This window comes from Roseateles sp. GW821-FHT09H11, assembly GCF_059415845.1.
In genome coordinates this window covers 570869-583209 of record NZ_JBWKOA010000001.1, presented here as the reverse complement: position 1 = coordinate 583209, position 12341 = coordinate 570869, and the positions used below count along the sequence as shown (strand labels likewise).

The window sequence follows — 12341 nt, the reverse complement described above, 5'->3', positions numbered from 1 at the left end:
CAGGAAGTGCCATGGGGGTGTCAGTCACTGGATTCCTTCGCCAACCTTCGTGGAATGGAGCACTCTATCCGAGGCTCTTCAGGAAGGCGGCGCCTATGCCTGTTCCAGCAGAGGGCGCTCAGCAAGGTGTCGAGTAGCGGCCGAAGAAAAAAAGCCCCTGCTGCCTGACAAGCAAGCAACAGGGGCGGGGAGCGCTCAGCCTTTCAACTGAGCCTTTCAGCTGAGCACTTCAGTCACGATGCCAGCGCCGACGGTCTTGCCGCCCTCGCGCATGGCGAACCGCATGCCGTTCTCGATCGCGACGGGCTTGTTCAGCTCGAAACTGATCAAGGCCTGCGCGCCGGGTTCGACAACGCCGGCGTCGGCGTCGACGCTGATGACACCGGTCACGTCAGTCGGGCCGAAGAAGAACTGCGGCTGGTAGCCCGAGCCGAACGGCGTGTGGCGGCCACCTTCTTCCTTGCTGAGGACGAAGATCTGGGCACGCCCCGCGCGGTAGGGCTTCAGCGCACCGGGCTTCACCACGACCTGACCGCGCACGACATCATCGCGCTTGACGCCGCGCAGCAGCAGGCCCACGTTCATGCCGGCACGACCTTCGGCCACGTCCTTGTGGAAGGACTGCACGCCGGTGACGACGACAGGGTCGTCGCCGGACGAGCTGAGGCCGACGATCTCCAGAGAGTCGCCCACGCGGATCACGCCGCGCTCGACACGGCCGCTGATGACGGTGCCGCGGCCCGCGATGGTGTGCACCGCCTCGACGGGCATCATGAACGGGCTGGCGTAGTCGCGCACCGGGTCAGGGATGCGCGCGTCCAGGGCGTTCACCAGCTCGACGATGCATTGCACGTCCGGGCCATCCAGCTCGCCGCGCTCGGCCGCAGCCAGCGCCTTCATGGCGCTGCCGAAGACGAAGGCGGGCTCCAGATAACCATGGGTGGCCAGCAGGGCGCCGATCTCCATCTCGATCAGCTCGGCAATGTCGGTGCGGTCGCTCTCGGGCACCAGGTCCATCTTGTTCACGAACACCACCATGTGGCCCACGTTCACCTGGCGCGCCAGCAGCACGTGTTCGATGGTCTGCCGGGCGGCGCCTTCGGTGCCGTCCACCAGCAGGATGGCACCGTCCATCTGCGAGGCGCCGGTGATCATGTTCTTGATGTAGTCGGCGTGGCCCGGGCAGTCGATGTGCGCGTAGTGGCGCCTGTCCGACTCGTACTCGACGTGCGAGGTGTTGATCGTGATGCCGCGCTCGCGCTCTTCCTTGGCGTTGTCGATCTGTCCGTAGGACAGGGCGCGGCCGCCAAAGCGTGCGGCCTGCACGGCGGTGAGGGCGGCCGTCAGCGTCGTCTTGCCGTGATCGACGTGACCGATCGTGCCGACGTTGACGTGGACCTTGGTGGTCATGATGTTTCTCCAGTTCGTTGATGAGTGAAAAGCCGGTTCGGTCCACTGGCCAGGTGGACCTGTCGGCGGGGTTGTCGGCGCGCGCGCCAGACCTGGGTGCCCGCTTGCGCGGACGAAAGCAAAAAAGCCTGCGGGGTGTGGGCCACCCGGCAGGCTTTTCATCTCGCCTGAAGGATGGACCTCCAGGCACACGCAGGCCCGGAGAGGTCTACACGAACCACTCCACGAAGGGGACGCACAGCACGGCGCTGCTGGCAGCGCGTGCGGCGAAGAATGAGGACGAATCTCGATCGAGGCTCATGGCCTGGGTCTCCAACGGAGGACGGAAAAAACAAAACCCGGTGGCTTGTGGCCTACCGGGTTTCGTTGAACTCATGAGGCCGAGCCTCCGGATGGAATGGCTCTAGGGAAGCAGTGCTGCGTCATACGCCGCGCACAGCGAATCCACCGCGAATGTGCGGGTCTCGGCTGCGGCTTGTGCGCGTTGGAAGGTCAGGAACTGCTGCATAGGGCCGCGAGGCTAACACCGTGATGGGCGGGAAGCAACGGAGGCGTTGTGCTTGCGCAGCAGTCGGCGTGTCGCGGTTCATGTGCGCCCGGGGGCGCTGCCCAGGTGGAGGTTGCGCCAACCGCCGTGCTGGTCCGCCCCGTCACTCCGGCTTGAACCCTGAGCTCTTCAGCAGCTCCGCGCCCAGCGCCACGTCGGCGGCGATGAACTTCTTGAACTGCGCACTGCCTTCAGCGATCGCATCGATGCCGATCGCCGCGTAAGCGCCATTGCGTCCCAGCTCCGTCGACGCTTGCGTCACGGCCGCGCTCAGTTTGGCGACACGGTCCTCGGGCGTTCCCTTCGGGACCCAGACGCCGTACCAGGACGCGTACTTGAATGCCTTGAGGCCGCCTTCCTGCATCGTCGGCACGTCCGGCGCCAGCGGGCTTCGCTTCTCCGCGGTGATGGCCAGAGGCCGAACCCTTCCGGACTTCGCGAGCGGCAGCAGCGACACCATGGAGTCCATCAGCAGGCTCACGTGGTTGCCGCCGACATCGACCAGGGCCGGCTGGGTTCCCTTGTATGGCACGTAGGTGAGCTTCAGCCCCGCCTGCTTCGCGAAGAGGAGCGTCGCCAGATGGCTCGGCGCACCGGCCGCGGGAATGGCCGCCATCCAGTCGTCGGGCTTGGCCTTGGCGGCGACGATCATCTGGGCCAGCGTCTTGGGTTCGAGCCCCGGTGCGATGACAAGCATGAGCGGCGCTTCGCCGACACGCGCCACAGGGACGAAGTCGGTCTGCGGGTCGTAGGGCGGCGTCGCCATCACCTGCTTGGCCAGGACATGCGTGGCCGCGGAGAACAGCATCGTGTAGCCGTCGGCCGGCGCTGTCTGAACTGCCTTGCCGCCGAGGGTGCCGCTCGCGCCGGCCTTGTTCTCCACGACGACGGGAGTACCGAGCTGCTTGCGCAGTTGCTCGGCCAGCAGACGGGCCGCGTTGTCCACGCCGCCCCCTGCTGCAAACGGAACGATGATGCGCAGCGTGCTGCCTTTCTCCGGAAAGGCCTGTGCATGCGCCGTCAGGGGGATCACGGCGCTGGCCATCAGGGTGGCCAGCACTTTGACGAAGTTCATGGTGTCTCCTTGCTTTTCTCTGCTCTGGGGGTCGTCGCAGTTCAGGGCGAGAGGTCCTCGAGCGCCTGGTCGGGCGTCTCGATCATCGTTCTCGCCATGGGGCCGACCTCAGAAGTTGTGCCGGATGCCGCTTTCGAAGGCCGTCGACTTCTGGCCTCCGAAGTAGTTGGCTGCCGTGGCGACGCCGCTCACCGCAGGACCGCCGGTGACGGCGAACGAGGCGCCGCCCTTGTTGGCGATGCGTGAGGCATGCGCGTACACCGCCGTGCGCTTGGACAGATGGTGCACGTAGCCGGCACCGATCAAGGTCGCATCGTTGGAGCTCTGTGCCGCAGTCGCCCCCTTCTGGTCCGCGCGAAGCACGGAGAACTTCAGGTCGCCGAAGCCGAGGGGAACCAGCGCGGCCACGAGCGTGTTCGTGGTCTTGTCTGTTCCGTAGCGCCACTGGCGCTGGCCCAGGCTCACCTTCATGACCTTGAAGTCGTAGGACGAGCCCCAGACACGGTCGGTGAAGTCGCGGCCGGCGTTGGCGTTGCGGGTCGTGACCTGCGCGACACCGACCATCAGCTGCTCGCCGCGCCAGGCCAGGCGTCCGCCATCGGTCTTCGCGGAGCCGGCGCCGGCGGCACCGCCTTCACCAGCGCTCACCAGCAGCGAGCCGTAGAGGCCGCCAAGACCGGTCGGCAGGAAGTACTGCGCGGTGTTGGCGATGCGGAGAGTGGGGTTGAGCTGGTTGGCATCGGCGCTCACGCCGAAGGCCTGGCCGAGGGCGCGCGACGCGAAGACAGAGCGGAAGCTGTTGGCGCCCGCGATGCCCAGGGTGATGAACGGGTCCATGTCGGACCAGAGGATGTGCGTGGGCGCCCAGTCGCGGCCCAGGCGGATCTCGCCCAGGCGGTCGTGCGCGAGGCTGACGGTGGCTCGCCGGTCCCAGAACGGTGTGTTCACGGCGCCGGTGTCGCCGAGGAGGGTGCTGTCGAGATAGATGCCGGCGCTCAAGCCGTCGCCGAGCGCTTCTCTTACCTGGACGACCAGTTTGCTGGTGGTGTTGGCGCCGCTCACTTCGGAGTCGATGCTGCCCAGCCGGCCATTCTTCACGTGGCGGACGCCGACGTCGACCGTGCCAGACAACGCGACCGAGGTCTGCGCATGGCACTGCCCACCGACGATCCCAGCCACGGCCGCCCATGCGGCGACGGGGAATCGGAACATGTCTTGTCTCCTCTGCCGGCGTTGTTCGCCGGACGTCTAGGGGGTGCCGGGTGGCCGAAGTCTTCTTCGTGCCACGGAGCGCCGGCGCGCCACGGATGCCGGTGGTGAGCCACCGACGGCACGGCGGGGAAGGGCGTAGCCGCTCCCCGCGGTGCCAGGTCTTGCGCCTACTTGACCAGGCCGGCCGAGCGCAGGGCCGCGGCGATCTCCTCGCCGGCGCCTTCGGCCAGCGGCAGCAGCGGGCTGCGCACCGTGGCGTGTTCGAGGATGCCGCGGGCCACCAGGCCGTGCTTCAGCGCCACGGTGCCTTCCATGTGGCTGCCGCGGTGGTACACGTTCTTGGTCACGGGCAGCAGGCGGTCGTGGATGGCACGCGCCTTGACGTAGTCCTTGGCCTTGCCAGCGGCGATCAGTTCAATCAGCGGCTCCGGCGTCAGGCCGCCGTAGCCGACCAGCGCACCGTCCACGTCGAACATGGTGTGCAGCAGGTACTCGTCGTGGCAGGTCAGGATCTGCAGGTCCGGGCGCTCCTTGCGGATGACAGGGATCTCGGTGTCCCAGCGCTTCATGTTGCGGACGCCGTTCTTCATTGCGAAGACACCCGGCAGCGCGGCGATTTCCAGCTGCGTCTTCAGGTTGTAGGTGGCCTTGGTGGCGTCCGGGTACTGGAACAGGATCAGCGGCAGGCCGCTGGCTTCGTGGATGGCCTTGTAGCGGTCCTGCGGAGCGCCGTCCTGGTAGCCGAAGCGCAGCCAGCCATGCGACGGGTACACCAGGCCGGCCGAGGCGCCGGCCTTGACCGCGCGCTTGGCTTCTTCGGCCGCGACGCTCGTGCCTTCCAGCGTGATGCCGGCAATGATGGGCAGGCGGTCGCCCACGGATTCGCGGAAGGCCGTGATGACGCGCAGTTGCTCGTCACGCTCCAGGAACGTGCCTTCGCCGGCGTGACCGAGGACGGTCAGGCCCTTGACGCCGTCGATGCCGCCCAGCCAGCTGCCCAGGCGCTGGATGGCCGCGTAGTCGACGGCGCCGTCGCGGGTGAAGGGGGTGACGGGTGCGGGCACGAGGCCGCGGAGGTCGGGGGCTTGCATGGATGTCTCCTGATGTCGCAGTGCCGAGGGTGGGTGATGAACCTGGCCGTCTTGTCACTCTCGCCGGCTTCGCGCCGGCAACGGGGTACGGGTCGGTGGGAGTGAATGTAGAAATCCGGCGACCATCCGCATAGCCACAGATCAGATGAATCAGACATGCCAGAATTGGCATATCTCACGGAGACGCGCATGAACATCGCAGCGGTACGGCTCTTCCTCGAGGTGGTGGAGGCCGGCAGCCTGAGCAAGGTGGCGGCGCATCGGCAGACGGCCCAGTCGCACATCAGCCGCCAGATCACGGACTTCGAATCCGGGTACGGCGGGCCGCTGTTTCGGCGGACTGGGCGCGGCGTCGCGGTCACCGAGCTCGGCGCGCGCGTCGCTGCCCGGCTGCGTCCCTGGCTTCAAGAGACCGAGCAGATGGAGCTCGAGCTGAAGTCCGACGCTGGCCGCATCGTGGGTCGGGTGACCTTGGGCATCATCCCCACGGCCGCTCATCCGCTTTCCACCCGCTTGTTCGAGCAGCTGCAGCGCGAGCATCCGGGCATTTCCTTGGACCTGGTGGAAGCGCAGGGAACGGAGCTGGATGCGCTGCTGGACAGCCGCTCACTGGACCTCGCCGTGTTGTTCCGCTTCAGCAAGCCTTCCGGGCGCGATGAGAAGCTCCTGTCGAGCGTCAGCACCTACCTGGTCAGCGCGCCTGGCGACCCGCTCACCCAGCAGCCAACGCTGCCCTTCTCGCGTCTGAAGGGGCTGCGCCTGGTGCTTCCGCGACGGCCGAGCCACTGGCGAAACGCGCTCGATGAAACCGCCCGAGGCCTTGGCTTCCAGCTGGAGCCGGTGGCGGAGGCCGACTCGCTCACCGTCCAACGGACGCTGGTGGCCAACCAGCCGGGGCTGTACTCCATCCTCGGCCCTTACGCTTTCGCGGAGGACCTGCGGGCCGGGAAGGTGCATGCGACGAAGCTGGTGCGTCCCGACCTCATGCGACACGTGACGCTGGCCACGCCACGGCACGGCAAGCTCACGCCGGCCTGCAAGGTGGTCGCGCAGACCATCCAGGCGCTGGTGAAGTCCTGGAGGAACCAGCTCTCCGAGCCTGGATGAGGCGGCCTCTCTCCGACATCACGAGTCGCCCTTGCGAATCGATGCCCGGACCTCGGAACTTCAGATCGCCTATCCGTGCGATGCGACCCTCGTCAGCGCCTTGAGGCGCTGGCGAATCGAAACATCCGATCGCTCCAGCCACTGGATGCACGATTCGGGATTGCCTTCGATGCCCGCGTCTGCCGCGACAGTCATCAGCGGGGGCACATAACAAAGCAGATACCGTCGGGCGGATGTCCGAGGATGATCCTCCTCGGAAAAGAACGACACCCAGGTGTCGAAGGCCGGTACGTTGTCCACGTCGAAGAAACCGCCCGAGACAATCTCCGCATAACCGTCCGAGAGGTTCTCGTCGGGAAAGTACAGCATCAACCTTCCGGTCGTGAAGACCGGTGAGCCGTATCTGACCTGGACCTTGGTGTGGCGCAACTGAAATTGACGGTTCTTGCCGAGATCGCAGACGAGGCTGTCCATGCTGTCTTGAAGCAGACTGGGCCTCAGTGCCGCCGACTTGAAGTCCGCGAGTGAACTGAGCGAGTCGCACCAGGCGACGGTCTCGGCCAAGCGGGCGCTCAGCACCTGGTCGCCCAGTTGAGGGCGGTTCGCGGAGCTGGCTCGCCAGGTGTCCCAGTCGAGCGGTACCTGCTTCGACGAGATCGTGAGCGCGGGCGGTGCAGTCCGCCGCCGCTTCTTGAAGAATCCGAACAAAAGTCCTCCGTCCCTTATTGATTCGCTTGCTCGATTCGGGATCGATCGCATGACGCCGGAATGTACGCCCTCACGCGGGGAGCGACGCGTGCTCACTCGATTGATGCCCGATACGCTCCGACCGCTTCAACCGCCGCTTCAGCGCCGTGTTCACATTCCGCTGCACCCGGAAGCTTCTCGACAGGATCAAGGTTGAGCCCAAGCCGGAGCCTGTTTCGCCACAGAGGATTCTCGGCGATTGGTACGCCCACCTGGTCCACGTCGGGCAGGTCCAGACCGTGCTCGCCGTCAGCGAGCGAACCTTGCTGCCCGTCGTGTTGCCCACGGGAGGGACGGTCCATCGTTCAGAGGTTCATCGAGGCGCTGGAACCCGTGCTCGTGTCCGTGGGGGTGCCCGCCGACGCAGTGGTCGCCGAGCTCGACGCCATGCAGCAATCGGTCGTCGGCAAGCCGGCGCATCCTGGGGTCGATCAACGACTTGGCGTATCAGCTTCAATTCGAGAAGGCCGACTTTGCAGATCGATCGCTGCTGGAGCACTCTCTCGCGCTGGCACGTACGCCCTTGAAACTCATCGAGTACGAAGTCCCGGATCGGGCGACGGTCGCGGCGTTCGCCGCCCATCGCGTGCTCCTTGCGGCAAGCAGCCGATGATCACTGAGACAACAAGCAACCTGAATCGGAGCGACGCATGAAGGACAAAGCCGAGATCTTTTGCCCGGAGTGCCAGTGGCGGCCACGGCCGGAGGATCAGTGGGAGTGCGTGCCTTCATGCGGCACGGTCTGGAACACGTTCTGGACGCGTGGACTCTGTCCCGGCTGCGGTCATCAGTGGGAGAAGACGCAGTGCATCGCCTGCGGCAAGTTGTCGCCGCATGAGGCGTGGTACCACTATCCGCCAGAGGGGGAGGGCGAGGGCGCTCAATTGTCAGAGGTCCTGGGACGAGCCCCATCGCCTTGAGGCATCGCGGCGGCGGCGCTACAGCTGATTAGGACCTGCATGCGGGAGCGGACATGGCAGGCAACGCGTGAAGGACATGAATCGGCCAAGAGGAGAAGAACGCCAACGGCGGCTTCTGCTTAACAGTTAACGAATCTCTGCCAGCGAATCATAGGAGGTGAGTCGGGCCGATCGCTCCTGGACGATGCCGAGACTCAAAGCACTTAGATGAGGGGTCACGACTCATCCCCTTCTGGGGATACTCGCGACGCCATGATTCTGTCGCCTTGGGTCGTTAGCCATGTCTCTATCGCCGCGTTCTTGTTATGCACCGCTGTTATTGGTTGGTTCGTTAGGACTGACGGGAATTGCTCATTGCGCGGTTGTGCTTTCGAGTTACGCGGTAGGTGGTGGGGACTCCGCGCTGCCTGGGACTTACGGGATTACCAGTTCCAACTGGGAGGCTTTCTCGTTCACGACGGGTTCGAAAAGCGTGTATGAGCTGGATTCGGTGACGATGCGACTGGCCAGTTCGAGCCCGAGCCAAGTCGAGGTCAGCCTTTTCAACAACGAGACCGGGACGCTCCTCCCAGGCGAGGAGATCGGAAGCCTTGCCACTCGTGACGTTCTCGAAAAGGGTGACTACACGTTTAAGGCTTCTGTTGGTCTGTTCATGCACCCGAGCACCACCTACTGGATCGTCTTTCGAGCGATTGGACCTGAGCCTGTGCAGTATTTTGAGGTGCGTGCTCCGAATCCACCGTACTACTTTTCTTCGGAAACCGGCGCTTCAGCAATTGGTTGGGGCGCCAGTTCCCCGCGTCGCTATGGACTTCCTGGGGTACTGGGGGAAGATTGGTCCGGCCATTCCGCGATCAATCGGATCGAGGTTCAAGGCACATTGGTGCCGGTGCCCGAACCTTCAACATCGGCACTCTTATTGGTCGGTCTTATGGTGCTGGTTGGTTTGCGCAAGAGGAACACGTTACCAAGGCTGTGCCGACCCAATGAATGGGCGACCGTTCATGCCAGCGGTCCGCCTCCGGTGACCGCAGCATTCAAACGCTGAGCGCCCGATTCCAGGCGGTGAGTTCAAGGAGCCCGAAAACCGCTCAGGGTCGATCGCCGATGCTTATTGGCGCTCAGTGAAAGACCGAACCCAGCCTAGAGCGCGCCTTGGACACGGTTTGGTGCCTGTGTCCGGCGCCTCGTGTCGATCGCCACCCGAGGGTCAGTCCTTGCCCGTCAGAACTTGTAGTTCGCCCTGACCCACGTGCTCCGCGGCGTTCCGAACATGTACCCCGACTGCCCGCTCATCCAGATGTAGGTCTTGTCGGTCACGTTCTCGACGTTGAGCGACACGTTCAGCTGCCGCGTCACGTCATACCGCGCCAGCAGGCCCAGCGGGCCCGGCAGCGTGCAGCCGCCTTGCGTCAGCACCGGCTTGGAGATCACGTCCATCGACGTGCGGTTCTGGTAGCTGACGTTGCCGCCGACTCTCAGCTTTCTCGGCACGCCCGGCAGGCGATGGCTGGTCGCGAGGATGAAGGTGCGCGTGGCCCGGTGCGGCGACTGTGCCGAGCCGCCCGCCTCAGGTTTGCGGCAGATCAATTCCCCCGCGGCGCCTTCGATGCATGCTTCAGGACATCCGGTCCCCGGGCTCGGATCCGCCAACTGTCTGGCCCTGCCCGGCGGCGGCGGCGCGAAGTGTCCTCAAGCCGCTGGAGATCTCCATGTATCGATCCCTGCTTGTGCCCATCGATGGCAGCGCAACCTCCGCTCGCGGCTTGCGCGAAGCCATCGGCCTGGCGACATCACTGGATGCCCGCATCACGTTGTTGCATGTGCTGGACGTCTATCCGTTCTTCGGCCATTCCGGATGGAGCGGCGAGCTCGAACGGGAACTGCAGCCGCGACGACTTGTCGCCAACGATCTGCTAGCTTCAGCGGCCCTGCAGGTCCAGGAAGCCCACATTCCAGTCTCCATCGTGCTCAGGGAGTGCCTGGAGCCGCATGCCGGCGCAGAGATCGTCAAGCAGGCGCTCGAGCGCCAGTGCGATCTCATCGTGATGGGGACGCACGGGCGCCGCGGCCTGTCGCGGATGCTGGTGGGCAGCGATGCGATGATCGTCCTTCGTGACAGTACCTTGCCGGTACTGCTCGTCGGACCGCCCGAGAAGCAGGACGTCCGCTTGCCCGGGGAGCAGCCATGAGCTGGCGCGCCATCCTGGCCCTCACGCTGGCGCTGGTCCTCGCCCTGGGCCTGGCGACCCGCATCGTCCTGTTCCTGATCACGCGGGATTGAGGTACGCCGCCCGCGGGCGCGGAGAGGACGCCATCAGGGTCGAGCGGAGGCTTCTCCTGACGCGTCAAGCGAATGGATCTGCGCAAGGTGCGGGACTTCAAGCATCCACGTCACCACCTGACCCTTTCCGGCGCGCTTGGCGGCGTACAGCGCCTCATCCGCGCGGTGCATCAGCAGCGACAGGACCTCGCCGATCTCTCCCATCGCCAGCCCGACACTCGCATCGATGCACACCGACTGGCCGCCGCGCAAGCGCATCGGCCGTCTTATCACCGCCTGCAGACGGTCCAGGACGGTCATGGCCTCCAGCTCGCCGTGAACGCTCGTCAGCGCCAGTGCAAACTCATCACCCCCCAGGCGCACCGCGACGTCTCCCTCGCGCAAGGCGCTGGACAGCCGCGATCCCACGATCCGGAGCACTTCGTCGCCAGCGTCGTGACCGAGTGCGTCATTGATCGGCTTGAAGCCGTCCAGATCCATGTATGCCACCGCCATGACGGTCGAAGGTTCGCATCGCGACGTGACGTCCGCGAGCCAGGCCTCCAAGCCGCGCCGATTCGGCAGGCCGGTCAACGCGTCCAGGCGTGACAGGCGGCGCGCGTCTTCCTCGCTCTGCTTGAGCGCGTCGATGTCGACGAGCATCCACAGGCTCTCGTCGTCGCCCACGGACGTCCCGCTGAGATCCACCCACACGGGTCGGCCGTCCTTGCGTCGCATGCGCAACTGGGTGCGGAAGCGTTCCCCCGCCCGCAGCGCCGCGTAGCCGGCATCACCCACCTCGCGATAGGACGTGTCGTCCAGATACAGGCGCCGCATCGGGGCGTCCCGCAGTTCCGACGGCTCATAGCCGAACATGCGCGCCAGCGCATCGTTGGTCCAGGTCGTGCGGCGGTTCCTGAGTCTCGCCATGCCCACCAGCTCGTTGCGAAGCAGGAGGTCCTGCTCGCGTGCCACACGGGCCGTCGCGTCGCGTGCCTCGCGCTCGGCCCGGTGGCGACGGTACAGATGCAGGGACAGCACAGCCATCGCCAGCATGACCAGCGTGGATACCGCCAGATCGCGACGCAACTCGTCGAACGATGTCGAGAGGAGTTCTTCCGCACCCAGACCGACAATCACCGTCAGCGGATAGCGCCCGACGCGCCGATAGGCATTGATGCGCTCGATCCCGTCCAGCGCCGTCCTGGATCGATAGCTGCCCTGGTCTTTGGCCAGCGCCAATTGGCGGCGCAGTGTGTCCGATACCGCGGTCGATCCGATCCCTTGCGGCGACGACGGCTCGTTGGGCGTATGTCGGGCGATCAGGCGCATGTCATCGCCGCGAAGGGAGACCGCGCCGTCGACCCCGAGGTCCAGGGCCTGGAACGCGGTCCGGAACTGGTCGGTCGGCAACTCGGCGATGACGACGCCGACGGGACGGCCCTGTCCATCCTTCAGACGACGCGCCATGGCGATTGACCACGCACCGGACGGGCCGCACTGGATCGGCGCAGACAGCGTGAGCGCGTCGCTGGCGGTGGCGTCGCGCAGCAGCGCCGCGCACGGCGCCGCATCGGCGTCGGCGAATGCGGGTTCATTCCGCGCCGCCGTGGGACGCAGGGATAGCGCTGCAAGACCGCCGAGGAGCGGCTCCAGCCTTGCCGCCTCGGATCGGGCATTGACGAGCGCATCGTCCGACGGGGTTGCCGTTGCCCTGGCGATGGCCAGGAGCACTCGATCCACCATCTGCAGATCCGAAGCGATGTCCCAGCTGATGCTGTGGACGAGGTTCTGCGCGGTCTGTTCGGCCAGACGCTGATTGGCCGCGCGCGTCAGGACGAGGTTCTGCCAGACGGCGCCGAGCAGGGCGGCATCGACCACCAGGTTGGCCGCGAGCAGCCAGCCGGCGAATCGACGCAGCGGCGTGGCGGGATGCCGTGTCAGACGTTCCATGGACGGGTCCGGCAAC

Annotated in this window: 11 protein-coding genes and 1 pseudogene; 5 read left to right on the top strand and 7 right to left on the bottom strand. The window is 65.7% G+C overall.

Translation table 11 applies throughout. The annotated features are described in order from the left end of the window. Positions 1-216: 216 nt before the first annotated feature. The 4 genes from AC07PR_RS02305 to AC07PR_RS02290 form a co-directional block, all read right to left on the bottom strand. Positions 217-1410, bottom strand: coding sequence for an elongation factor Tu (locus tag AC07PR_RS02305; RefSeq protein WP_495134263.1), 1194 nt, complete (start codon positions 1408-1410; stop codon positions 217-219). Between the two features lie 650 nt (positions 1411-2060). Beyond that, on the bottom strand, positions 2061-3032 hold the full coding sequence (locus tag AC07PR_RS02300; protein WP_495134262.1) for a Bug family tripartite tricarboxylate transporter substrate binding protein: 972 nt from the start codon (positions 3030-3032) through the stop codon (positions 2061-2063). A 108-nt stretch (positions 3033-3140) separates the two neighbouring features. Next, a complete protein-coding gene (locus AC07PR_RS02295) occupies positions 3141-4244 on the bottom strand; it encodes a porin (RefSeq protein ID WP_495134261.1) in 1104 nt (367 codons plus the stop codon). 167 nt (positions 4245-4411) lie between these two features. Then, positions 4412-5335 (bottom strand): dihydrodipicolinate synthase family protein, encoded by a 924-nt coding sequence (locus AC07PR_RS02290; RefSeq protein ID WP_495134260.1) that lies wholly within the window; start codon positions 5333-5335, stop codon positions 4412-4414. A 189-nt stretch (positions 5336-5524) separates the two neighbouring features. Between AC07PR_RS02290 and AC07PR_RS02285 the strand changes: the two genes are divergently transcribed. Beyond that, positions 5525-6442 carry a LysR family transcriptional regulator gene (locus tag AC07PR_RS02285; RefSeq protein ID WP_495134259.1) on the top strand — a complete coding sequence of 306 codons (918 nt, stop codon included), beginning with the start codon at positions 5525-5527 and terminating at the stop codon, positions 6440-6442. A gap of 69 nt (positions 6443-6511) precedes the next feature. Here the strand turns inward: AC07PR_RS02285 and AC07PR_RS02280 are convergent, their stop codons facing one another. Continuing rightward, entirely contained in the window at positions 6512-7150 is a 639-nt protein-coding gene (locus AC07PR_RS02280) for a hypothetical protein (protein ID WP_495134258.1), read from the bottom strand. A 146-nt stretch (positions 7151-7296) separates the two neighbouring features. Here AC07PR_RS02280 and AC07PR_RS02275 point away from each other — a divergent pair. From AC07PR_RS02275 to AC07PR_RS02265, 3 genes and pseudogenes are all read left to right on the top strand, one after another. Then, positions 7297-7461 (top strand): annotated as a pseudogene (locus AC07PR_RS02275) (DUF6933 domain-containing protein); the annotation flags it as partial. A gap of 167 nt (positions 7462-7628) precedes the next feature. Continuing rightward, a complete protein-coding gene (locus AC07PR_RS02270) occupies positions 7629-7802 on the top strand; it encodes a hypothetical protein (RefSeq protein WP_495134859.1) in 174 nt (57 codons plus the stop codon). Between the two features lie 587 nt (positions 7803-8389). Continuing rightward, positions 8390-9157, top strand: a complete 768-nt coding sequence (locus tag AC07PR_RS02265) for a choice-of-anchor R domain-containing protein (RefSeq protein WP_495134257.1) — start codon at positions 8390-8392, stop codon at positions 9155-9157. A gap of 176 nt (positions 9158-9333) precedes the next feature. Here the strand turns inward: AC07PR_RS02265 and AC07PR_RS02260 are convergent, their stop codons facing one another. Beyond that, positions 9334-9699 carry a hypothetical protein gene (locus AC07PR_RS02260; RefSeq protein WP_495134256.1) on the bottom strand — a complete coding sequence of 122 codons (366 nt, stop codon included), beginning with the start codon at positions 9697-9699 and terminating at the stop codon, positions 9334-9336. 122 nt (positions 9700-9821) lie between these two features. On the opposite strand from AC07PR_RS02260, the gene AC07PR_RS02255 reads away from it, so the two are divergent. After that, entirely contained in the window at positions 9822-10301 is a 480-nt protein-coding gene (locus tag AC07PR_RS02255; protein ID WP_495134255.1) for a universal stress protein, read from the top strand. Positions 10302-10426: 125 nt separating this feature from the next. Here the strand turns inward: AC07PR_RS02255 and AC07PR_RS02250 are convergent, their stop codons facing one another. Next, on the bottom strand, positions 10427-12325 hold the full coding sequence (locus AC07PR_RS02250) for a diguanylate cyclase domain-containing protein (protein ID WP_495134254.1): 1899 nt from the start codon (positions 12323-12325) through the stop codon (positions 10427-10429). Positions 12326-12341: the final 16 nt, after the last annotated feature.